This is a genomic window from Mycolicibacterium gilvum (genome assembly GCF_900454025.1).
In the GTDB taxonomy this organism is placed as follows: domain Bacteria; phylum Actinomycetota; class Actinomycetes; order Mycobacteriales; family Mycobacteriaceae; genus Mycobacterium; species Mycobacterium gilvum.
On record NZ_UGQM01000001.1, the window covers coordinates 1,436,563 to 1,458,765 of the forward strand.

Annotated in this window: 20 protein-coding genes; 10 read left to right on the top strand and 10 right to left on the bottom strand. The window is 68.6% G+C overall.

Features of this window, described 5'->3' with window-relative positions:
• Nucleotides 1–87 precede the first annotated feature (87 nt).
• Complete coding sequence (locus tag DYE23_RS06770; protein ID WP_115328882.1) at nt 88–957, top strand: LLM class F420-dependent oxidoreductase; 870 nt, start codon at nt 88–90, stop codon at nt 955–957.
• Nucleotides 958–1,031: 74 nt separating this feature from the next.
• On the opposite strand, the gene DYE23_RS06775 is transcribed toward DYE23_RS06770, so the two are convergent.
• Together DYE23_RS06775 and DYE23_RS06780 are read right to left on the bottom strand one after the other, a co-directional pair.
• Nucleotides 1,032–2,120, bottom strand: a complete 1,089-nt coding sequence (locus DYE23_RS06775) for a C40 family peptidase (RefSeq protein ID WP_115326826.1) — start codon at nt 2,118–2,120, stop codon at nt 1,032–1,034.
• On the bottom strand, nt 2,120–2,428 hold the full coding sequence (locus DYE23_RS06780) for a type VII secretion target (protein WP_115326827.1): 309 nt from the start codon (nt 2,426–2,428) through the stop codon (nt 2,120–2,122). The genes DYE23_RS06775 and DYE23_RS06780 overlap by 1 nt, the downstream gene beginning before the upstream one ends.
• 51 nt (nt 2,429–2,479) lie before the next feature.
• Between DYE23_RS06780 and upp the strand changes: the two genes are divergently transcribed.
• Complete coding sequence (gene upp / locus DYE23_RS06785) at nt 2,480–3,103, top strand: uracil phosphoribosyltransferase (RefSeq protein WP_013472606.1); 624 nt, start codon at nt 2,480–2,482, stop codon at nt 3,101–3,103.
• 12 nt (nt 3,104–3,115) lie between these two features.
• Here upp and thpD read toward each other — a convergent pair whose 3' ends face one another.
• The 6 genes from thpD to DYE23_RS06815 form a co-directional block, all read right to left on the bottom strand.
• Nucleotides 3,116–3,964, bottom strand: a complete 849-nt coding sequence (gene thpD / locus DYE23_RS06790) for an ectoine hydroxylase (protein WP_235660559.1) — start codon at nt 3,962–3,964, stop codon at nt 3,116–3,118.
• A 56-nt stretch (nt 3,965–4,020) separates the two neighbouring features.
• Entirely contained in the window at nt 4,021–4,413 is a 393-nt protein-coding gene (locus DYE23_RS06795) for an ectoine synthase (protein ID WP_115326829.1), read from the bottom strand.
• 29 nt (nt 4,414–4,442) lie between these two features.
• Nucleotides 4,443–5,744 (bottom strand): diaminobutyrate--2-oxoglutarate transaminase, encoded by a 1,302-nt coding sequence (ectB, locus tag DYE23_RS06800; protein ID WP_115326830.1) that lies wholly within the window; start codon nt 5,742–5,744, stop codon nt 4,443–4,445.
• A gap of 24 nt (nt 5,745–5,768) precedes the next feature.
• Complete coding sequence (gene ectA, locus DYE23_RS06805; protein WP_115326831.1) at nt 5,769–6,365, bottom strand: diaminobutyrate acetyltransferase; 597 nt, start codon at nt 6,363–6,365, stop codon at nt 5,769–5,771.
• Nucleotides 6,366–6,594: 229 nt separating this feature from the next.
• The gene (locus DYE23_RS06810) at nt 6,595–8,193 is read right to left on the bottom strand and encodes a phospho-sugar mutase (protein ID WP_115326832.1); all 1,599 of its coding nucleotides are present in this window, start codon (nt 8,191–8,193) and stop codon (nt 6,595–6,597) included.
• A gap of 115 nt (nt 8,194–8,308) precedes the next feature.
• The gene (locus tag DYE23_RS06815) at nt 8,309–8,698 is read right to left on the bottom strand and encodes a MarR family winged helix-turn-helix transcriptional regulator (RefSeq protein WP_049777354.1); all 390 of its coding nucleotides are present in this window, start codon (nt 8,696–8,698) and stop codon (nt 8,309–8,311) included.
• A gap of 129 nt (nt 8,699–8,827) precedes the next feature.
• On the opposite strand from DYE23_RS06815, the gene DYE23_RS06820 reads away from it, so the two are divergent.
• Nucleotides 8,828–9,952 carry an AbrB family protein gene (locus DYE23_RS06820; RefSeq protein WP_011895662.1) on the top strand — a complete coding sequence of 375 codons (1,125 nt, stop codon included), beginning with the start codon at nt 8,828–8,830 and terminating at the stop codon, nt 9,950–9,952.
• Here the strand turns inward: DYE23_RS06820 and DYE23_RS06825 are convergent.
• Nucleotides 9,898–10,692 (bottom strand): purine-nucleoside phosphorylase, encoded by a 795-nt coding sequence (locus tag DYE23_RS06825; protein ID WP_115326833.1) that lies wholly within the window; start codon nt 10,690–10,692, stop codon nt 9,898–9,900. The genes DYE23_RS06820 and DYE23_RS06825 overlap by 55 nt on opposite strands.
• Before the next feature lie 44 nt (nt 10,693–10,736).
• Between DYE23_RS06825 and DYE23_RS06830 the strand changes: the two genes are divergently transcribed.
• The 4 genes from DYE23_RS06830 (at nt 10,737) to DYE23_RS06845 (ending at nt 17,227) form a co-directional block, all read left to right on the top strand.
• Entirely contained in the window at nt 10,737–11,915 is a 1,179-nt protein-coding gene (locus tag DYE23_RS06830; protein WP_115326834.1) for a M20 family metallopeptidase, read from the top strand.
• Nucleotides 11,912–13,087, top strand: a complete 1,176-nt coding sequence (locus DYE23_RS06835) for an amidohydrolase (RefSeq protein WP_115328883.1) — start codon at nt 11,912–11,914, stop codon at nt 13,085–13,087. Before DYE23_RS06830 ends, DYE23_RS06835 begins: the two co-directional genes overlap by 4 nt.
• Nucleotides 13,088–13,199: 112 nt before the next feature.
• Entirely contained in the window at nt 13,200–16,214 is a 3,015-nt protein-coding gene (locus DYE23_RS06840) for an MMPL/RND family transporter (protein WP_115326835.1), read from the top strand.
• Nucleotides 16,215–16,339: 125 nt separating this feature from the next.
• Nucleotides 16,340–17,227 carry a type IV toxin-antitoxin system AbiEi family antitoxin gene (locus tag DYE23_RS06845; protein WP_115326836.1) on the top strand — a complete coding sequence of 296 codons (888 nt, stop codon included), beginning with the start codon at nt 16,340–16,342 and terminating at the stop codon, nt 17,225–17,227.
• A gap of 103 nt (nt 17,228–17,330) precedes the next feature.
• On the opposite strand, the gene DYE23_RS06850 is transcribed toward DYE23_RS06845, so the two are convergent.
• A complete protein-coding gene (locus DYE23_RS06850; RefSeq protein WP_115326837.1) occupies nt 17,331–17,804 on the bottom strand; it encodes a gamma-glutamylcyclotransferase family protein in 474 nt (157 codons plus the stop codon).
• Between the two features lie 94 nt (nt 17,805–17,898).
• Here DYE23_RS06850 and DYE23_RS06855 point away from each other — a divergent pair, with 94 nt between their 5' ends.
• The 3 genes from DYE23_RS06855 (at nt 17,899) to DYE23_RS06865 (ending at nt 22,035) form a co-directional block, all read left to right on the top strand.
• Nucleotides 17,899–19,314 (top strand): NAD(P)H-quinone dehydrogenase, encoded by a 1,416-nt coding sequence (locus DYE23_RS06855; RefSeq protein ID WP_115326838.1) that lies wholly within the window; start codon nt 17,899–17,901, stop codon nt 19,312–19,314.
• 118 nt (nt 19,315–19,432) lie between these two features.
• Entirely contained in the window at nt 19,433–21,178 is a 1,746-nt protein-coding gene (gene glpD, locus DYE23_RS06860) for a glycerol-3-phosphate dehydrogenase (RefSeq protein ID WP_115326839.1), read from the top strand.
• Nucleotides 21,175–22,035 carry a pseudouridine synthase gene (locus tag DYE23_RS06865; RefSeq protein WP_115326840.1) on the top strand — a complete coding sequence of 287 codons (861 nt, stop codon included), beginning with the start codon at nt 21,175–21,177 and terminating at the stop codon, nt 22,033–22,035. Before glpD ends, DYE23_RS06865 begins: the two co-directional genes overlap by 4 nt.
• The last annotated feature ends 168 nt before the right edge of the window (nt 22,036–22,203 follow it).

The following is a 22,203-nucleotide window of genomic DNA, read 5'->3' on the forward strand; positions in this document are numbered from 1 at the left end:
ACGACCGTCTCGGCCCGCACACCGTTGCCGTACCGCAACCCGTTCGTCGCTTCCGGTGTTCGTCAAGCCTGTCATGATCGCCGGATGATCAGACTCGGCCTTCACGGCCTCGGGATCGGCGCGGGTGCGCAGCGCACCGTGATCGATGCCGTCGCCGCGTCGGCCGAACGGTCGGGCTTCGAGACGCTGTGGTTCGGTGACCAGGTCGTGATGGCCGACGAGGAGGGTCCGCACCATCCCTACAGCGACGACGGGGAGATCCCCGCGTCGGCGCAGACCGACTGGTTGGACCCGTTGATCGCGCTGAGTTTCGCCGCTGCGGCCACCAACCGGATCGAGCTGGCCACCGGGGTGCTCGTGCTGCCGGAACGCAACCCGGTCATCACGGCCAAGCAGGCGGCGTCGCTGGACCGTATGACCGGCGGACGTCTGACGCTCGGCGTCGGGGTCGGGATCTCGCCACAGGAGTACGACGTGCTCGGTGTCCCGTTCGCGGACCGGGGCGGTCGCCTCGCCGAGTACGTCGGGGCGATGCGGGCGCTGTGGCGCGACGACGTCGCATCCTTCGCGGGTCGGTATGTGGCCTTCGACGGGGTGCGGGCGAACCCGAAACCGCAGGGCCGGTCGATCCCGGTGGTGCTGGGCGGTAACTCGGATGCGGCGCTGAGGCGTGTCGCCGAGTGGGGTGACGGTTGGTACGGCTTCGACCTCGCCGACGTCGAGGAGGCCGCGTTCCGGGCGTCGAAGCTGCGGTCGATGTGCCGGGAGGTCGGCCGCGACCCGACGGAGTTGAAGCTGTCGGTCGCGTTGCACGATCCGGTGCCGGCCGACGCGGTCCGGCTCGCCGACGCCGGAATCGACGAGCTGGTGCTGGTGGCCGGGCCTCCCGCGGACCCGATCGCCGCCGAAGCGTGGATCGCCGACCTGGCGGGGCAGTGGATGCGGGTGCGCACGTAGTCCTTGCCGAAATTGCATTCCAGCAGAGGAAGTTCGAGTAAAGCCCTGCCTGGACGCAATCTCGGCGGTGATCCTCATACCGTCGGGCGCCAGAATCCCTGGAACCCCTGCCCCGCATTGGCGGTCCGGATCGGGGACAGCTGGACCGGGTCACCTGCTTCGACCATCAGTCCGTCACCCACGACCATCGCGACGTGGCCGTCCCACACCGCGAGATCGCCCGGTAGCAGCGAGCCCCCCGACACCGCGCCGCCGATGTCCTGCTCCTGGGCCAACCGGGGTATGTCGAGTCCCGCTTCGCGGTACGCCCACTGCGTCAGACCGCTGCAGTCCAATCCGACGCCCGGCGTCGTCCCACCCCACTGGTAGGGCACTCCGAGCTGGGTCAACGCGTGCCGGACGGCGTTGGCGGCGACCGCGTTCGGTGCGACGACGACGGTGCCGTCGGGAAGTCGCACCGCGACGCCCTCCCCGAACTCCGCGGCGTCCGGCGTGTCCGTCCCGTCCGGCCGGGTGAAGACCGCCATCTCGCCCGTCGCCCCGGAGCTTCCGAAACCCCCTGATCCAGGGGCGAATCCGCCACCCGGCCCTCCGCCTGTGCCGCTGCCGGACTGCCACCCCGCCGGCGTCGTCGGCGTCGTCGGCGGAGAACCGGCCGGCGCGGCGCTGTCGACGATCCGCGCCTGCCTGTCCAGTTCGGCCTGGAGCTCCTCGACCACGGCGATGGCCTCGCCCAGCGCGTCGCGTGCTGCTGTCAACAGTTCACGCGCCACCCCGGGATCGTCGAGACGCTGCTCCAAAGCCTGTGCCTTGCTCTCGAATTCGTCGACGATCTGCTGGAGGCGACGGTGGGCGTGCGCGACGGCCGCGGCGGCGTCCTCGGCGGCCACGCCCAACCTGCCCGCCCGGTCGGCCGCGTCGTCGATGGCCGCGGTGGTGGCGGAGGCGAAGCTCGCGGCCGCGTCGGCGCCTGCCCCCGACCAACTGTCGTCGACGGTCCGCCACGCGTGTCCCGCGGAGCCGGCCACGTCGCTCAGCATCTGCCGCACCCCGGCCAGAGCCCCGGAGGGGTCGGCGGCCGGATCCCCGGACCACCCGGGACCGACGAGTCCCTGCACCCGGCGGATCGGCGCGGCCAGCGCCTCGACCGTCGCGCTCGGCATCAGATGGACCCGGCCAGACGCGAGGCGGCGTCGCCATCGGAGAGGTCGTAGGCCTGCGCACACGACGTCGCTGCGGCTCTACCCGCGTCGACGGACGTGCTGAGCCTGCCGAGCGCCGCGGATTCCGCCGCGACGGCGCGGGTCAGCGACGCGAGGAACGGCGCGCCGACCGGACCGAACGCGGCCGCCGCGCCGGCGGCGACACCGCGTAGGCATGCCGCGGCGGCGTCGAGGTCGGCGGCGTGCGTCGCGCAGGCGACGCCGTAATCGTGAACCAGACCGGTCTCTACCGACAGGTGAGCAGGCATATGGTTAGGACGCCGCGAATCCCGGTTCGGTTCCCGTTAAGGTCTGGATCCATGGATGTGCGCGTTGTGGATCACCCGCTGGCCGCGGCTCGGCTGACCACCCTGCGCGACGAGCGCACAGACAATGCCGGATTCCGGGCGGCGTTGCGGGATCTCACGCTGATGCTCGTCTACGAGGCGACCCGCGAGCTCGCGACGCACACCATCTCGGTGCGCACACCGGTGGCCGAGACTGCCGGTACGAAGCTGGCCACGCCGCCGCTGCTGGTGCCGGTGTTGCGCGCCGGGCTCGGCATGGTCGACCAGGCGCACGAACTGATCCCCGAGGCGCGGGTCGGCTTCGTCGGGGTGGCCCGCAACGAAGAGACCCATCAGCCGACCCCGTACCTGGAGTCGCTACCCGACGACCTGAGCCGGCAGCCGGTGATCGTGCTGGACCCGATGCTGGCCACCGGCGGCTCGATGGTGCACACCTTGGAGCTGCTCTACTCCCGCGACGCCGTCGACGTCACCGTGATCTGCGTCGTCGCCGCTCCGGAGGGGCTGGCCCTGGTGGAGAAGACGGCCCCGGAGTTGCGCCTGTACACCGCGGCGATCGACTCCGGCCTCAACGACATCGCCTACATCGTGCCGGGTTTGGGCGATGCGGGTGACCGCCAGTTCGGCCCGCGCTGACCCCGGAACCCGCTACGTCAGTACCGGTTCGTTGAAGGGCCGGAACGTGCGCGCCGCCAGGTATTCGGGGCGTGGCGTCTCCGCGCGATACGGCGAAACCAGCTGATTCTGCACCGAATTGAACACCACGAAGATATTGGACCGCGGGTACGGCGTGATGTTCGACCCGGACCCGTGCATGATGTTGCAGTCGAACCACAGTGCGGTGCCCGCCGGACCGGTCACCTGGTCGATACCGTGTTGGGCCGCAGCGTCGGTGAGGGTCTGGCGGCTCGGGACGCCGATCTCCTGCCGCACCAACGACGACGCGTGGTTGTTGCGCGGGGTGGCGCCGACGCACGGATAGAACGTCCGGTGGGATCCGGGCATCACCATCAGCGAACCGTTGAACGGGAAGTTCTCCGTCAACGCGATCGAGCACGACACCGCGCGCATCGCCGGCATCCCGTCTTCTGCATGCCAGGTCTCGAAGTCCGAATGCCAGTAGAAGCCGCCACCGGTGAACCCGGGCATCATGTTGATGCGCGCCTGATGCACGTAGACGTCGCTGCCCAGCAGTTGCCGTGCCACCGGCAGCACGGTGTCCATGGTGAGCACCTCGGCCAGCACGTCACTGAGGATGTGCGGTTCGAAGACCGATCGGATGCCGCCGTCGCGCTCCCGGATGACGCGCGGGTCGTCCGGGGCGACCTCGCCCGCCATGCGGCCCAATTCCGCTGTGAGCGTGGGCAACCAGGCCTCAGGCATTGTGCCGGGCCGGACGAGGTATCCGCGGTCGCTCATCGACTGCAGGTCCGAATCGGTCAACGGACCGGCGGAATCACCCCATACCGTGGGTTCTTCTCGACGGATGGGATCCATCGGCTCGGGCAGCCGGGTCGGGTAACGATCCTCGCGGGAAAGTGTTGTTGCCGAACTCAACTGGCCTGCACCGCCGGGGGGTACGCGCCGGTCTCGTCGTGGATCTCCTGCCCCGTCACGGGCGGATTGAAGACGCACAGCATGCGCATCGTCGTGTCGCACGTGACCCGGTGCCGTTCGTGACCGTTGAGCAGGTACATGGTGCCGGACCGAAGCGGATGCTCTTCGCCGGTCTCATGATTGGTCAGCGTGCCGGTTCCCTCGACGATCCACACCGCCTCCACGTGATGGCGATAGTGGAACTCGCTGACCGAATCGGCATCGATCGTCGTCTCGTGAAACGAGAAGCCGACGGCGTCGTCAGCCAGCACGATCCGCTTGGATCTCCAGTTGGCGGCGGCCACGTCGCGGTGGGTGCCGGTGATCTCGTCGGTGGTGCGGACAATCACAGCCGCAACTCCTTTCCGGTTGGGGTCAGTCAGGACACGGTCGTCGCGACGGCCTCGGCCAGGATGTCGAGCCCGGCGTCGAGGTCCTCTGTGGAGGTGGTCAGCGGGGGCAGCAGCTTGATGACCTCGTCGGACGGGCCGCTGGTCTCCATCAGCACGCCGCGCTCGAACGCGGTGGCGCAGATCGCCGCGGCAAGATCCTTTTCCTCGCATTTGAGGCCCTGCGCCATCCCGCGACCGCGTGCGCTGATGCCCTCGTGGGCCGCGGCGATGCTCTCCAGCCGGTCCCTGACGTGTTGACCTTTGGCAGCCGTGTTCTCCGCGAACGTTGCTGATTTCCAATAGGTTTCGAGTGCCTTGGTGGCGGTGACGAAAGCGGGGTTGTGACCGCGGAAGGTGCCGTTGTGCTCGCCGGGTGCCCACACGTCGAGGTCGCGACGGAACAGGGTCAATGCCATCGGCAGTCCGTAGCCGCTGATCGACTTCGACAGTGTCACGATGTCGGGGACGATGCCGGCTTCCTCGAAACTGAAGAACGCGCCGGTCCGGCCGCAGCCCATCTGCACGTCGTCGACGATCAGCAGGATGTCGCGACGTTGGCACAGTTCGGCGAGCGCCCGCAGCCATTCCATTCTGGCCACGTTGAGGCCGCCCTCACCCTGCACGGTCTCGACGATGACGGCCGCGGGATGGTTGAGTCCGCCGCCGGAGTCGTCGAGCACGCGCTCGAACCAGTGGAAGTCCTCGGTGATGCCGCCGAAGTAGTTGTCGTACGGCATCGGGGTGGCGTGCACGAGCGGAATGCCGGCACCCGCTCGTTTCATCGAGTTTCCCGTCACCGACAGCGCACCCAGGGTCATTCCGTGGAATGCGTTGGTGAAGTTGATGATCGACTCACGACCCGTGACCTTGCGGGCCAGTTTGAGTGCCGACTCGACCGCATTGGCGCCGGTCGGCCCTGGGAACTGCACCTTGTAGTCGAGGCTGCGCGGTCGCAGGATGAGGCGTTCGAACGTCTCGAGGAACTCCGTCTTCGCAGCTGTCGCCATGTCCAGCGAGTGCACGATCGAGTCCTGGCTCAGGTAGTCGATCAGCGGAGCCTTCAGAACGGGGTTGTTGTGCCCGTAGTTGAGAGCGCCTGCGCCCGCGAAGAAGTCGAGGTACTGCCGCCCTGAGGTGTCGGTCACCCAGGACCCGCGGGCGCTTGCCATGGTGGCGGGCCAATTGCGGCAGTAGCTGCGCACTTCGGACTCGACACGGTGGTAAACCTCGGGCAGCGCCGCGTCGTGAACAGGATCGGTGGGCGGTGGGGTGACTACGGTTGCGGTCATGTGTCCTTTTCGAATGAGTGGTGGTCAGGCGTCGTGAGAGGTAACGATCGGACCGATACGCAGGATCGGTTCGTCTTCGTGCGCGCCGGCGGAGTCGAGTTGGGCGGCGGTGAAGTGCGGTCGTTCCACCAGCGGTACACCGTGTCGCCGGGCAAATCCGCCGAAGAGGGCCCTCGATGCCGAATTGCTGGGCGCCACAGTCGCTTCCACCGTGACCGGATGGCCACACCGCGCGCGGTGGACGCGGCCGACCAGGCTGTCGAGCATGGTTCCCGCGAGGCCGGTGCCTTGGGCGGATCGCGCCACCGCCACCTGCCACACGAAGAGGACATCGGGACGGGTGGGCGGGTGGTAACCGGTGATCAGGCCGCACAGGTCGCCGTCGCGATCGGCGACGATCGTGGTGTCAGCAAAATCGGTCGCCATCAGAAGGTACGTGTAGGTGGAATTGAGATCTAGCACCTCGGTGTCGGCCACCAGCTTGTGCATCGCCAGGGCGTCGGTGCTTTCGGGGCGGCGCAGGAATGGGCCCCATGAATTACGGTGCACCACAGAATCTTTCGACGCCAGCGTCCACTCGGGAGGCGCTGCGACGCCGGTCTCGGACAGGGAAGAACTCACTTACGATCACCACCGAACAAAATTTCGAGTATCAATTAGCAACGTCATCGGCGAACTGAACGTATTTGGGCAAAGTATGTCGCGCAAGTAACGAACCGGCCGTTCACACCGCGAGGTTCGGCGGCGATCGGGCGGTTCACCAGTGATGATCGCGCTGACGCCAGAGCGAAACGGGTCGATCGGTCGTTACCAGATCGTTATCAAAGTCACACCGGTTGCGAGTGGGCTGCTAACGCCAGGTCGCGATGGCGGCGGCGACGGCGTCCTGGACGTCGGCGGCGTGTGACCTCCCCGTAGCGACCTCGCCGGTGCAGCGAATTTCGATGTACGACTTCAGCTTCGGTTCGGTCCCCGACGGGCGCATGACGACCCGCACCGATGTGGCGCTGTCCCCGCCCGAGAAGATCAGGGCATCGGTGCGGGGCATCAGATCGGTCACCGTGACGGCGAAGCCGGCGATCTCCTCCGGTGGTGCGGCGCGAAGGCGGGACATCATCGCCGCCGCGTCCTGCGGTGAAAGCACCCTGCGGGTGACCGCCGTGGTCGTGTGCACCCCGTGGCGGCGGGCCAGGTCGTCGAGCGCGTCGAGTAGCGTCCGGCCCTGCTCGCGCAGCGACACGACGAGATCGCATGCCAGCACGGCGGCACTGATGCCGTCCTTGTCCCTGACGGCCCCGGGGTCGACGCAGTGCCCGATGGCCTCCTCGTAGGCGTAGACCAGTGTGGCGTCCAGACCCTCGTCGGCGCGCGCCAGCCATTTGAATCCCGTCAGCGTCTCGACATGCCGGGCCCCGTGCGCCGCGGCGATGCTCGCCAGCATCCGGGACGACACGACGGTGCTCGCCACCACCGCGTGTGTCGGATCGGCATGTGACAGCACGTAATCGCCGAGCAGCCACCCGGTTTCGTCGCCGCTGAGCATTCGCCAGCCGGTGGGCGTGGGTACGCCGATCGCGCAGCGGTCCGCGTCGGGATCCAGGGCGATCGCGATCTCGGCGTCGACCCCGGCGGCCAGCGCCAGGAGTGCGTCCGACGCGCCGGGCTCCTCCGGATTGGGGAAGGCTACGGTGGGGAAGTCCGGATCGGGCGCAAACTGCTCCTCCACCACGTGCACGTCGGCGAAGCCTGCCAAAGCCAGTGCGTCGAGCGCGAATTCGCCGCCGACCCCGTGCATGGGCGTCAGCGCGATGCGTGCCGAACCTGCGGCATGCCGCACGCTCGCGGCACGCTCGAGGTAGGCGCGCAGCTCGTCGGCGGCCGGGACCTCGACAGGTGCGCGGGGAATCTCGTCGGCGGGTGGGGCCGCCGCGATGGCCGCTTCGATCTCCCGGTCGGTGGGGGAGACGATCTGCAGCCCGCCGGTGACGTAGACCTTGTAGCCGTTGTCGGTGGGCGGGTTGTGGGACGCGGTGATCTGCACCCCCGCCGCCGCGCCCAGGTGCCTGACCGCGAACGCCACCGCCGGCGTAGGCACCGGACCGCTCATCAACTGCACGGTGAATCCCTGCGCCGCAAAGACTTCGGCGGCGGCGCGACCGAACTCGGCGGAGCGGTGCCGTGCGTCGTAGCCGACGACCACCTGCGAGGAGGCAGGTGATCGATCCGTCAGCACCCGGGCCACCGCCCACGTCGCGCGGATCACGACCGCGAGGTTCATCCCGTTCGGCCCGGCCCGCAGCGGCCCCCGCAGTCCCGCCGTGCCGAAGGTCAACGTGTGTGCGAAGCGCTCGGCGAGTTCGTCGTCGTCGCAGGCGGCCAGTTCCGCGGCGGACTCGGGATCGGGGTCGTGGGCGAGCCATTCCTCGACGGCCGTGTGCAACGCGGTCACCCGGTCATTGTGCCCGGCCGCCGCGGCCCTGCGCGGTGGCCGCCGAATGTTCGGTCTATGACGTGAAATCGCCGCGGATCCGTCATGAATCGTGCGCTCGGCGCGTCACCCGGTATCAACGGGTATCGGAGTCGGCGAGCTTGCGCAGGATCGGCGCCACCAGCATCAGCAGGTCGAACTCCAGGTCGGTGAGGGTGTCGCGCATGGTGTGGTGCAGCCAGGCGTCGCGTTCGGCACGGTCGTCGTCCAGCAGCGCGGTGCCCTCGGGCGTCATCTCGACGAGCTGCCGGCGCCGATCGGTCTCGTCGGGGCGCCGGCCGATCAGCCCCCGGCTCTCGAGCTCGTTGAGGGAGTCGGTGAGCGACTGGACCCGGACGTGCATCCGCACGCCGAGTTCGGCCGGCGTCGTAACCCCGGCCCTGCTGATCTCGCCGAGCAGCTGCATCTGGCTCAGCGTGAGCCCGTTGTCGGGCCGGTGGCGGCGCAGCTGCCGCGCGACGGCCATCAGCGATTCCCGCAGCTCGGTGGCGGCGGGCTGTTCTATTGACAAGGAAAACCTTGGTAACAGGGACCCATGTGAGCCGTACACCTCCGGTTGAGATCTTGAATTGGTAAGAGCATACTTGCCATCAGGATGAAGTGGTGGCGATCGATACTCCGGTGGACGTGTCTTCTCGCGGTGACCGGTGCGGTCACCGTGCCGCTGACGCGGGTCGGTGTGCCGTCGGCCGCGCTGTTCGCCGCACTGGCCGTCGGGATCGTGTTCGCGTTGACGGTGGGCGGACCGGCCCGCGTCCCGCGCAGACTCGGCATCGCCGCCCAGGGGGTCCTCGGCGTCTACATCGGCACGATGGTCCACCGGGACGCGTTGTCGGCGCTGAAAGGCGACTGGGTGATCGTCCTCGCGGTGGCGGTCGGCACGTTGCTGCTCAGCGTCCTGGCCGGGGCGCTGCTCGGCATGCGCCGCGACGTCACACCGCTCACCGGATCTCTGGCTCTGGTCGCCGGCGGCGCATCCGGCCTGGTCGCCATCGCCCGCGAACTCGGCGGCGACGACCGCGTCGTGGCCGTGGTGCAGTACCTGCGCGTCGCGCTGGTCACCGCGTCCATGCCCGTCGTGGTCACACTGATCTATCACGCCGACCGCTCCCGCGCCACCACCCAGATTGCCGAAACCCCGGCGGCGCCTTGGTATCTCAGCGTCGCGATCATGGCCGCACTCGTGGTGGTCGGCGCGGTCGGTGGCCGGCTCATCCGGTTGCCCGGCGCGGGACTGCTCGGACCCCTCGCGCTGACCGTCGCGCTCGAGGTCAGCGGTCTGTCGTTCGGTCTGTCGGTGCCGATGCTCCTCGTGCAGGCGGGCTACATGCTGATCGGCTGGCAGGCGGGGCTGGCCTTCACCCGCGCATCCCTGCGCAGTGTGGGCCGGCTCCTGCCGACCGCGCTGGCCCTGATCGTCTTCATCGGGGTCGCGACGGCAGGGCTGGGGGTTCTGCTTGCGCGCGTCGCCGGCCTGACACCGTTGGAGGGGTATCTCGCGACCAGCCCCGGCGGTGTCTATGCGGTCCTGGCCACCGCGGTCGAGACGGGCTCCAACGTCACGTTCGTCATCGCGGCCCAGGTGGTGCGGATCCTGTTGATGCTGTTCACCGCGCCGCTGCTGGCCCGCGCAGTGGTCTGGGCCAGCCGGAAGCTGAGCCCCGATCAGAGTCCGGCGATGACCGCCGACAGCAGGGAACCCATCCGCGTCGCCGACTGACGACCCGCCGCGAGGACCTCCTCGTGGCTGAGGGGCTGACCGGTCATCCCCGCGGCCAGATTGGTCACCAACGACACCCCCAGTACGGCCGCGCCGCACGCGCGCGCCGCGATCGTCTCGTGCACGGTCGACATCCCGACCAGATCCGCGCCCAGCGTGCGCAACATGCGGATCTCGGCGGGTGTCTCGTAGTGCGGACCGGGCAGCCCCGCATACACGCCCTCGGTCAGCGACGGATCGATGTCGCGCGCCAGGGCGCGCAGAGCAGGGGAGTACGCGTCGACCATGTCGACGAACTGCGCACCCACCAGCGGAGAACGCGCCGTCAGGTTCAGATGGTCGCTGATCAGCACCGGCTGCCCGACCGTCATGTCCTCGCGCACCCCACCGGCGGCGTTGGTCAGGACGACGGTCCGCGCCCCGGCCGCGCACGCGGTCCGCACCGGATGCACGACGTGGCGCAGGTCGTGGCCTTCATAGGCGTGGATGCGCCCGAGCAGGACCAGCACCCGGTGCGGACCGGCGCGCAGAGACAGCACCTGCCCGCCGTGGCCCTGCGCGCTGGGCGGGGTGAAACCCGGAAGGTCGGCCATCGGGATCGCGGCGTCGGGTTCGCCGAGCGACGTCGCCGCGGGCGCCCAGCCGGATCCGAGGACGACGGCGACGTCATGCGTATCGACCCCGGTGCGCCGCCTGAGCTCGTCGGCCGCCTGCTTCGCGAGCACCCCCGGATCGTCCACAGGCGCAGCCTAGTGCGGGTTTGCGCAGTGGGATACTGACCGTCATGTCCAGTGCCGCCGCGTCGACCAGCGTCGAGGACGCCGTGAACCGTCGCCGCAGCGACCTGATCGAGCTGTCTCATTCCATCCACGCCGAGCCCGAACTCGCGTTCGCCGAACACCGCAGCTGCGCCAAGACGCAGGCGCTGGCCGCCGAGCGTGGATTCGAGGTCTCCGAGGTGGCCGGCCTGGACACGGCGTTCCGTGCGGTCTACGGCAGCGGTCCGCTGGTCATCGGTGTCTGCGCGGAGTACGACGCCCTGCCCGGGATCGGTCACGCCTGCGGCCACAACATCATCGCCGCGTCCGCGGTGGGCACGGCGCTGGCGCTGGCCGAGGTCGCCGACGATCTCGGGCTGACGGTGGTGCTGCTCGGGACACCGGCCGAGGAACTCGGCGGGGGCAAGGCGCTGATGCTCGACGCCGGCGCGTTCGACGACATCGCCGCGGCGGTGATGCTGCATCCGGGGCCGATCGACATCGCGGCGGCACGCTCGCTCGCGCTGTCGGAGGTCACGATCGGCTACACCGGCCGCGAGTCGCACGCCGCGGTGGCCCCGCATCTGGGCGTCAACGCCGGTGACGCCGTCACCGTCACCCAGGTCGCGATCGGTCTGCTGCGTCAGCAACTCGCACCGGGTCAGATGGTGCACGGCATCGTCACCGACGGCGGGCAGGCGTCCAACGTCATCCCGGCCCACACCGAGCTCCGCTACACCATGCGCGCGACGAACTCGGAGTCGTTGCACGAGTTGGAATCCCGGATGGCCGGGTGTTTCGCCTCGGGCGCGGTGGCCACCGGTTGCGAGCACGTCGTGTCCGAGACCGCACCCGCCTACGCCGAACTCGCGCCGGACCCGTGGCTGGCCGAGCGCGTGCGCGCGGAGATGCTGCGGAGGGGCAGGACGCCGGTGCCCGCCGAGCTGGAGGCCGAGTTCCCACTGGGCAGCACCGATATGGGCAACGTGACGCAGGTGATGCCGGGCATCCATCCGATCGTCGGCATCGACGCCGGCGGTGCGTCGATCCACCAGCCGGCGTTCACGGCCGCCGCGGTGAACGCCAGTGCGGATGCCGCGGTGGTCGACGGTGCGATCATGTTGGCTCGTACCGTCGTGGCGCTGGCCGAATCCGACGTCGAAAGGGACCGCGTGCTGGACCTGTGGCAGAAGCGGGCGTCATGAGCGTCCTCAGACACGCCGCGGCGCGCTGGCTCAGCGAGCACTACGACGACCTCGTCGGGTGGCGCAGGCACATCCACCGGCACCCCGAACTCGGCCGGCAGGAGTTCGCGACGACGCAGTTCGTCGCCTCGTTGCTCGCCGACGCCGGGCTGAACCCGAAGGTGTTGCCCGGCGGCACGGGGTTGACGTGTGACTTCGGTCCGGAGGACGGGCCGCGCGTCGCGTTGCGCGCCGACATGGACGCGTTGCCGATGTCCGAACGCACCGGTCTGCCGTTCTCGTCGGAGGTCGCCGGTGTCGCGCACGCGTGCGGGCACGACGGGCACACCTCGGTGCTGCTCGGCGCGGCGCTGGCGTTGGCGTCGGCGCCCGAACTGCCCATCGGTGTCCGGTTGATCTTCCAGGCCGCCGAGGAGTTGATGCCCGGGGGAGCGATCGACGCGATCGCCGCCGGTGCGCTGACCGGGGTGTCACGGATCTTCGCGCTGCACTGCGATCCGCATCTGGCCGTCGGGCAGGTGGCGGTCAAGGCGGGGCCGATCACGTCCGCGGCCGACCACATCGAGGTGACGCTGCACTCGCCGGGCGGTCACACGTCGCGTCCGCACCTGACCGGCGACCTCGTCTACGGCATGGGCACGCTGATCACCGGGGTGCCCGGGATCCTGTCGCGGCGCATCGATCCGCGCAACAGCACGGTGATGGTGTGGGGCGCGGTGCACGCGGGGGTCGCGGCCAACGCGATCCCGCAGACCGGCGACATGGCCGGCACCATCCGCACGGCCAGCCGCGAGACGTGGCTGACGCTGGAGGACATCGTCACCGACGCGGTCGCCTCGTTGCTGGCCCCGCTGGGGATCGAGTACGTGGTGCAGTACCGCCGCGGGGTGCCGCCGGTGGTCAACGAAGAGGCGTCGACCCGGATCCTGACCCACGCCATCGAGGCGATCGGCCCCGACGTGCTCGCCGACACCCAGCAGTCCGGGGGCGGTGAGGACTTCTCCTGGTATCTCGAAGAGGTCCCGGGCGCGATGGCCCGTCTCGGGGTGTGGAGCGGACAAGGTCCGCAACTGGATCTGCACCAGCCGACCTTCGATCTCGACGAACGTGCGCTCGGGGTCGGGGTGCGGTTGCTGGTGAACCTCGTCGAGCAGAGCGCGGTCGTCCCCTAGTGGCGACGCTGTGGGCGCCGTCACGTCGGCGGCGGCCCGGGGAGCACGTCACTGCGCGACGACGGGGTTGGCCAGATCTGGGCCCGTACGATAGGTTAGCTCTACTAATCGCATGTGTCGCCGCGCAACCGGCAGCGCCATAACGACTTTCGGCCGTAACAACTTCGGACTGAACAACTTCGGATTCAACAACTTCGGATTGAACGCTGTGGAGGATCGCACGGTGCACGGGGACAAGCCGCACTTCTACGGCATCGCCCGGGTCATCCGTGCCGCCTCCATCCCGATCATCCTCATCTGGGTCGCCATCGCCGCGTTCCTGAACGTCTCCGTCCCGCAGCTCGAAGAGGTCGGCAAGCTGCGGTCGGTGTCGATGAGCCCCGACGACGCACCCGCCGTCATCTCGATGCAGCGCATCGGTGAGGTCTTCGAGGAATACGAATCCAACAGCTCGGTGATGATCGTCCTCGAGGGCCAGGAACCCCTCGGCGACGACACCCGCGCCTACTACTCCGAGCTGATCGCCGACCTCGAAGCCGACACCAAGCACGTCGAGCACATCCAGGACCTGTGGAGCGACCCGCTGACCGCGGCCGGCGCCCAGAGCGCCGACGGCATGTCGACCTACTTCCAGGTCTATCTGGCCGGCAACCAGGGCGAGGCGCTGGCCAACGAGTCGGTGCGCGCGGTCCAGGAACTGGTGGCCGAGAGCCAGCCGCCCGACGGCGTCGCGGCCTATGTCACCGGCGCCTCGGCACTGGCCGCCGAGCAGGAAGAGGCCGGCCACAGCAGCATGCGCTTCGTCGAGGCGCTGACGTTCCTGGTCATCACGATCATGCTGGTGCTGTTCTTCCGTTCGATCGTCACCACGCTGCTGATCCTGGTGATGGTCGGCCTGAGCCTGATGACGGTGCGGGGCGCGGTCGCGTTCCTCGGATTCCACGACATCATCGGCCTCTCGACGTTCGCCACCAGCCTGCTGGTCACGCTCGCGATCGCGATCGCGGTGGACTACGCGATCTTCCTGATCGGCCGCTATCAGGAGGCCAAGGGGACCGGAGCGACCTCCGAAGAGGCGTACTACACGATGTTCGGCGGCACCGCGCACGTCATCGTCGGCTCTGGTCTGACCATCGCCGGTGCGACGTTCTGCCTGAGCTTCACCCGGTTGCCGTACTTCCAGAGCCTCGGTGTGCCGCTGGCGCTGGGCATGCTGGTGCTCATCGCGGTGGCGATGACGTTCGGGCCCGCGGTGGTCACCGTCGCGAGCAGGTTCGGACTGCTGGCGCCCAAGCGCGACATGCGTGTCCGCGGCTGGCGCAAGGTCGGCGCGGCGACGGTGCGCTGGCCCGGGGCGATCCTGGTGGCCAGCGTGGCGGTGTCGCTGATCGGGCTGCTGGCCCTGCCGGGCTACCAGACCAGTTACAACGACCGCAAATACCTGCCCGCCGACATCCAGTCCAACATCGGCTACGCCGCCGCGGAACGGCACTTCTCCCCGGCCCGGCTCAACCCCGAGGTGCTGATGGTCGAGACCGACCACGATCTGCGCAACCCGGCCGACTTCATCGTGATCGAGAAGATCGCCAAGGCGCTGTTCGCGGTCGAGGGCATCGGCCGGGTGCAGACCATCACCCGTCCGGACGGCAAACCGATCGAGAGCACCTCGATCCCGTACATCATGAGCCGCCAGAACACGACCCAGCAGCTCAACGAGAAGTACATGCTCGACCGCATGGACGACATGCGCGCCCAGGCCGATTCGCTGCAGACCACCATCAACGTGATGGAGAGGATGCAGGCGTTGATGACCCAGATGTCGGCGATCACCACCAGCATGGTTGGCAAGACCAGGACCATGACGGCCGACATCACCCAATTGCGGGACCACATCGCCGATCTCGACGACTTCGTGCGGCCGATCCGCAACTACTTCTACTGGGAACCGCACTGCTACAACATCCCGGTCTGCCATTCGATGCGCTCGCTGTTCGATCTGATCGACGGCACCAACCTGCTGACCGAGAACACCCAGGAGCTGCTGCCCGACCTGGAGCGGATGGCTGCGATCATGCCCGAGTTGATCGCGTTGATGCCGTCGCAGATCGAGTCGATGAAGTCGCAGCGCGACAACATGCTGACCCAGTACCAGACCCAGAACAGCCAGCTCGAAGCCGGCGCCGAGATGTCGGTCGACTCCGGCGCGATGGGTGACGCGTTCAACGACGCGTGGAACGCCGACACGTTCTATCTGCCACCGGAAGCGTTCGAGAACAAGGACTTTCAGAGCGGTATCGAACAGTTCATCTCGCCCAACGGCCATGCGGTGCGGTTCATCATCGCCCACGAGGACGACCCGTTGTCCCCGGCCGGCATCGAGAAGATCGACGGCCTGAAGACCGCGGCGAAGGAGGCGATCAAGGGCACTCCGCTGGAGGGTGCGCGGGTCTATCTCGGCGGTACCGCGGCCACCTTCAAGGACATGGCCGACGGCACGCGTTACGACCTGCTGATCGCCGGAATCGCCGCCATCGGACTGATTTTCATCATCATGCTGATCCTGACGCGGGCCGTCATCGCCGCGGCGGTGATCGTCGGGACGGTGGTGCTGTCGCTGGGTGCGTCCTTCGGACTCTCGGTGCTGGTATGGCAGCACTTCGTCGGCATCGAGCTGCACTGGATGGTGCTGCCGATGGCGGTGATCATCCTGTTGGCGGTCGGGGCGGACTACAACCTGCTGGTCGTCTCCCGGCTGAAGGAGGAGATACAGGCCGGGGTGGGGACCGGCCTGATCCGGACCATGGGCGGCAGCGGCTCGGTGGTGACCGCCGCCGGCATGGTCTTCGCGCTGACGATGATGACCATGGCCGTCAGCGATCTGACGATCATCGGACAGGTCGGGACCACCATCGGGATGGGGTTGATCTTCGACACGCTGGTGATCAGGTCGTTCATGACGCCGTCGATCGCCGCGCTGCTGGGCCGCTGGTTCTGGTGGCCGCAGAAGATCCGCACCCGGCCGGTCCCGGTGCCCTGGGGCGCCGGTGCCAGTGGCGGCGGCGACGGCGACGGCGACGGCGACGATGGTGGTGGCGGAGCACCGCGAGCGCGCGCGTCTGCACAGTGACACGCCGCCGCCAGCGGTATTTCACGCGCGCTCACCGGGATCGAGATATGCACAAAGTCTGTTTCATCCCCAGATAGCCGATGAGGCCTGTCCGGTGACGCCATCGGCGTCGCAGCATCGCTGTCATGGACGACGAGTTGTTGGCGCTCTTCGATGCTCAGCGTGGCGTGGCCCTCAGCGGCCAGATCCTCAGCCCCGTGCCGCGCAGGCGGTTCGAACAGTGGCTGAACACCGGTGTGCTGGAACGGATCTGGCAGGGTGTCTACTGCCTGGGTGAAGCCGACGACGCGTTGCGACTGGCGGGACTGGACCTCTCGTCAGGTCGGCGCGTCGCGGTCTGTCTCGGGACCGCGGCCGCGATCTTCGGATTCGACACCGAGCAGCCGCGCGACCTTCACGTGCTGAACCCTCCCGGATGCGCGCTTCGCGACGCGGACGGCCTGGTGGTGCACCGGCGCGACGGCGCTCCGCTGGTGACCGTGGAAGGTCGCCGCGCCACGTCACCGGCGTGGACGGCGATCGAGGTCGCCCGCAGTCTGCGGCGGCCGCGCGCGCTGGCGACCCTGGACGCGGCGTTGCGCAGCGGTACCTGCACCCGTCCCGACCTGTGGCGCGCCGCGATCGAACAGAAGGGCCGGCGCGGCATCGTCGCGGTGCGCAACCTGCTGCCGTTGGCTGATGCGCGCGCGGAGTCGCCGGGGGAGAGCGCGGCGCGGCTGGCGATGCTCGATGCCGACCTCCCCGTTCCGCACCTGCAGTACGAGTTCGTCGACGGCAACGGCGACCTGCGCCGATTGGACTTCGCGTGGCCCGAGGCCGGGGTCGCTGCGGAGTACGACGGAGTCGACTGGCATTCGGGCCCGGACGCGATGCAACGCGACCGGCGACGGTATTCGGCGCTGCTGGCGGTGGGAATGGTCGTCATCCCCATCGTGGCCGAGGATCTGCGCGACGGTGGATGGGAGATGGCCTCCCGCATCCGTGATCAGTTACGGCGGGCTCGGGCGGCGTGAGCGCGCGCTGAGTGCCGCGAGTGGCGGCGTGTCGCCGTGCAGACCCGCGCGCTCGCGGAGCAACAGTCAGGCTCGCGGAGCAACGGGGCTCGCGGAGTGACAGTCAGGAGCCCGGGCCGACGTTGCCGGCCGGGCGGGTCCGCAGATCGTGCACGTATTCCGGTGGCGCCCCGGCGATCTCGGCGGCATCCGCCATCACCCCGAGATAGCGCGCCGACGGGATACCGCCCTCCCAGGCGTCGAGCACATAGAGCCACGCCAACACGGGGTCGGTCGTGGTGTCCGACGACGTGCGGTGCACCCGGCAGCGGATCTTCTTGTGGAAGCCGAGCTCGGAGCCTTCCCAGCGGTCGAGGTTCTCCTCGTCCTCCTTGGTCACGTCGTAGAGGACGACGAAGACCTTCGAGTTCGGGTCCTCGACGATGGTGGCGAGCGCGCCCTCCCACGCGATGTCGGCGCCGCCGAACGTCAGGCGCCACCCGTGCAGCCAACCCGTCCCCGCCATCGGAGAGTGTGGAGCCCGTTCCAGCATCTGGTCTGGATCCATATTCGATCCGTAGGCGGCGTAGATCGGCACGCGAGAAGCTTAAACGCATCGTGTTGCGACGGCTGCCATCCGGAGGGACCCGAGTCCCGGCGCCATTGCGTGGCCGGTGCCCTAGGTTGGAGCCGTGGTAACGCGCATCGTGATCATCGGCGGAGGACCGGCGGGCTACGAAGCGGCTCTGGTGGCGGCCGGCCTGGGGCGCGAACTCACCCAGGTGACGGTCGTCGACTCCGACGGTCTCGGCGGAGCGTGCGTCCTCTACGACTGTGTGCCGTCAAAGACGTTCATCGCCTCGACCGGCGTGCGCACCGAGCTGCGCCGTGCGCAGGGCATGGGCTACGACATCGGTATCGACGACGCCCCGATCTCGCTCCCGAAGATCAACAACCGGGTCAAGACGCTGGCGGCGTCCCAATCCGCCGACATCGGCAGCCAGCTGCTCAACCAGCGGGTCACGATCATCGGCGGGCGGGGGGAACTCGTCGACGACGTCGCCGGCATGGCGCACCACCGCGTCAAGGTCACGACACACGACGGCAAGGTCGGCGTCCTCAAGGCCGACGTGGTGCTGATCGCCACCGGAGCCAGCCCGCGGGTGCTGCCCAACGCCGTGCCCGACGGTGAGCGGATCCTGACCTGGCGGCACGTCTACGACCTCGAAGAGCTACCTGAGCACCTGATCATCGTCGGTTCGGGTGTGACGGGCGCGGAGTTCTGCAACGCCTACACCGAGCTGGGCGTGACGGTGACGGTGGTCGCCAGCCGCGATCAGATCTTGCCGCACGAGGATTCCGACGCCGCCGCCGCGCTTGAGCAGGTCTTCAATGAGCGCGGTGTGACGCTGATCAAGAACGCCCGCGCCGAATCGGTCACGCGCACCGACACCGGGGTCCGGGTCACGATCGCCGACGGGCGTGTCGTCGAGGGCAGCCATGCGCTGATGACGGTGGGATCGGTGCCGAACACCTCGGGCCTGGGCCTGGAGCGCGTCGGCGTCGAGCTCAACCCCGGCGGCTACATCCCCGTCGACCGGGTGTCGCGCACCCCGGCCCCCGGCGTGTACGCCGCCGGCGACTGCACCGGCCTGCTGCCGCTGGCCTCGGTGGCGGCGATGCAGGGGCGCATCGCGATGTACCACGCACTCGGCGAAGGGGTGGCGCCGATCCGCCTGCGCACGGTCGCGTCGGCGACGTTCACGCGGCCGGAGATCGCCGCGGTCGGCATCCCGCAGTCCGCGATCGACGACGGCAGCGTGCCGGCGCGCACCCTGATGCTGCCGTTGAGCACCAATGCCCGCGCCAAGATGTCGCTGCTGCGGCACGGCTTCGTGAAGATCTTCTGCCGACCCGCCACCGGCGTGGTGATCGGTGGTGTGGTGGTGGCCCCCATCGCGTCGGAGCTGATCCTGCCGATCGCGCTGGCCGTCCAGAACCGGATCTCGGTGACGGATCTGGCCCAGACGCTGTCGGTGTATCCGTCGCTGTCGGGGTCGATCGTCGAAGCGGCCCGACGCCTCATGGCTCACGACGATCTCGACTAGATCCGGCTACATCCTCTGGCCGAACTCCTCAACGCGGCTCGTTCCTCGCCGCTTGATCGTCGTCCGGCTAGCCTGGAGTCGACACCCGTACTGACGAGTAACCAAGGAGTCGGCCAACGTGAGTGACCCGATCCCCGCGCCAGGCAACGGGGAGACGTTCCTGGGACCCGACGAGCGTGCCCGTGCATGGCAGCGGCTGGGCAGCGAGCAGTTCGACGTGATCGTCATCGGCGGCGGCATCGTCGGTGCGGGCGCGGCGCTGGATGCCGCCACGCGCGGATTGAAGGTCGCGCTGGTGGAGGCCCGTGACTTCGCGTCGGGCACGTCGAGTCGCAGCAGCAAGATGTTCCACGGCGGGCTGCGCTACCTCGAGCAGTTGGAGTTCGGACTGGTCCGCGAGGCCCTGCACGAGCGCGAGCTGTCGTTGACGACGCTGGCCCCACATCTGGTCAAACCCCTGCCGTTTCTCTTTCCGCTGACCAACCGGGTGTGGGAGCGTCCCTACATCGCCGCGGGCATCTTCCTCTACGACCAGCTCGGCGGTGCGAAATCGGTTCCGCCGCAGAAGCATCTGACCCGTGCCGGCGCGCTGCGCCTGTCGCCCGGGCTCAAGCGGAGCTCGCTGATCGGCGGAATCCGCTACTACGACACCGTCGTCGACGACGCCCGCCACACGATGACCGTCGCCCGCACAGCCGCGCATTACGGTGCGGTGGTCCGGACCTCCACGCAGGTCGTCGCGCTGCTGCGAGAGGGTGACCGGGTCACCGGCGTGCAGGTGCGCGACTCGGAGGACGGGCGGGTCACCGATGTCAGGGGTCACGTCGTCGTCAACGCCACCGGGGTGTGGACCGACGAGATCCAGGCACTGTCCAAGCAGCGCGGGCGTTTTCGCGTGCGCGCCTCCAAGGGCGTGCACATCGTGGTGCCCCGTGACCGCATCGTCAGCGAGGTCGCGATCATCCTGCGCACCGAGAAGTCGGTGCTGTTCGTCATTCCCTGGGGCACGCACTGGATCATCGGAACCACCGACACCGACTGGAATCTCGACCTCGCCCACCCCGCGGCCACCAAGGCCGACATCGACTACATCCTCGGCCACGTCAACAAGGTGCTCGCCACGCCGTTGACCCATGACGACATCGACGGCGTCTACGCGGGGTTGCGTCCGCTGCTGGCCGGGGAGAGCGAGGAGACCTCCAAGCTCTCGCGCGAGCATGCGGTGGCGGTGCCGTCCCCGGGTCTGGTCGCCATTGCGGGCGGTAAGTACACGACCTACCGGGTGATGGCCGAAGACGCGATCGACGCGGCCGCGGAGTTCATCCCGACCCGCGTCGCGCCGTCGATCACCGAGAAGGTGCCGCTGATGGGCGCCGACGGGTACTTCGCACTGATCAATCAAACCCAAAGTGTCGGTACATATTACGACCTCCACCCGTACCGCGTTCGGCATCTGCTGGACCGCTACGGGTCGCTGATCGGCGAGGTCCTCAAGCTCGCCGAGGACGACCCGGATCTGTTGAACCCGATCACCGAAGCGCCGGTGTACCTGAAGGTGGAAGCGGCCTACGCCGCGGCAGCCGAAGGCGCGCTGCACCTCGAGGACATCCTCGCGCGACGCATGCGGATCTCGATCGAATACCCGCACCGCGGCGTCGACTGTGCCCGCGAGGTCGCCGAAGTCGTTGCGCCCATTCTCGGTTGGTCTCCCGAGGACGTCGATCGGGAGGTGTCGACGTATCTGGCTCGCGTGGAAGCCGAAGTGCAGTCGCAGACCCAGCCCGACGACGCGTCGGCCGATGCGCTGCGCGCGGCCGCCCCCGAGGCGCGCGCCGAGATCCTTGAGCCGGTGCCGCTGAATTGAGACGTCCACCGCCGCTGCCTGTGCGTGACGGTCTCGGCCCCGCGCGGGTGCGGGTGCAGGGCGGTCTGCTGGTCGAGGAGTTCCAGCGCCGGTGGGGGACGGGCGCGAAAGTCGTTGACGGCGAGGTGTTCTGCGCGGACGGGACAGTGGCTGATGACAGCACGGTGTTGCCGCCCGGTGCGCACGTGTACCTGTACCGCGACCTGCCCGACGAGGTGCCGGTCCCGTTCGACATCCCGGTCCTGCATCGCGACGACGACATCGTCGTCGTGGACAAGCCGCACTTCCTGGCCACGATGCCCCGCGGCAGCCATGTGGCCCAGACAGCGTTGGTGCGGCTGCGTCGCGAACTGGACCTGCCGGAGCTGAGCCCCGCACATCGTCTCGACCGGCTGACGGCGGGGGTGCTGCTGTTCACCGTGCGCCGCGAGGTACGCGGGGCCTACCAGACGTTGTTCGTGCGCGGCGAGGCGGCCAAGACCTACGTCGCGCACTCGTCGCACGCGACCGATCGCGAGTTCCCCATGACGATCCGCAACCGGCTCGTCAAGCACCGGGGAAGTCTGCAGGCCGTGGAAGAGCCCGGCGAACCCAACGCGGAGACCGTCGTCGAGTACCTCGGCGAGGGGATGTACCGTCTGACGCCCCGCACCGGTCGCACGCATCAACTCAGGGTGCACATGGCGGGGCTGGGCATTCCGATCACGGGGGATCCGCTCTACCCCGACGTGGTCGACGTCCCGCCCGGCGACTTCGGCGCGCCGCTGCGGCTGCTCGCTCAGGCGTTGGAGTTCACGGATCCGATCTCAGGGGAGCTGCGCCGGTTCACCAGTGGCCGGACGTTGGCCGGAGAATAGTGTGCGCTCAGATCGCGACTCCCCTCGGCGATCACTCATCGCGATCTGGGCGCACACCGGAATCGCGTTTCGCGCGGCATTCCGTCTCCATGCAAACACGGCCCCGACACCGTGTACAGGCAGGGTATAGCATCGGCGAACTGTTCGCTGCGCGATTCGCCGTTGACG

Bases quoted from the DNA above. Each gene is read 5' to 3' on its own strand.
- DYE23_RS06775 (WP_115326826.1), bottom strand. From the start codon at position 2,120: ATGCCGAGCGCGACGGTCGAGGCGCTGGCCGCGCCGATCCGCCGGGTG.
- DYE23_RS06780 (WP_115326827.1), bottom strand. From the start codon at position 2,428: ATGCCTGCTCACCTGTCGGTAGAGACCGGTCTGGTTCACGATTACGGC.
- upp (WP_013472606.1), top strand. From the start codon at position 2,480: ATGGATGTGCGCGTTGTGGATCACCCGCTGGCCGCGGCTCGGCTGACC.
- thpD (WP_235660559.1), bottom strand. From the start codon at position 3,964: ATGGATCCCATCCGTCGAGAAGAACCCACGGTATGGGGTGATTCCGCC.
- ectB (WP_115326830.1), bottom strand. From the start codon at position 5,744: ATGACCGCAACCGTAGTCACCCCACCGCCCACCGATCCTGTTCACGAC.
- DYE23_RS06815 (WP_049777354.1), bottom strand. From the start codon at position 8,698: ATGGCCGTCGCGCGGCAGCTGCGCCGCCACCGGCCCGACAACGGGCTC.
- DYE23_RS06820 (WP_011895662.1), top strand. From the start codon at position 8,828: ATGAAGTGGTGGCGATCGATACTCCGGTGGACGTGTCTTCTCGCGGTG.
- DYE23_RS06830 (WP_115326834.1), top strand. From the start codon at position 10,737: ATGTCCAGTGCCGCCGCGTCGACCAGCGTCGAGGACGCCGTGAACCGT.
- DYE23_RS06835 (WP_115328883.1), top strand. From the start codon at position 11,912: ATGAGCGTCCTCAGACACGCCGCGGCGCGCTGGCTCAGCGAGCACTAC.
- DYE23_RS06840 (WP_115326835.1), top strand. From the start codon at position 13,200: ATGTGTCGCCGCGCAACCGGCAGCGCCATAACGACTTTCGGCCGTAAC.
- DYE23_RS06845 (WP_115326836.1), top strand. From the start codon at position 16,340: ATGGACGACGAGTTGTTGGCGCTCTTCGATGCTCAGCGTGGCGTGGCC.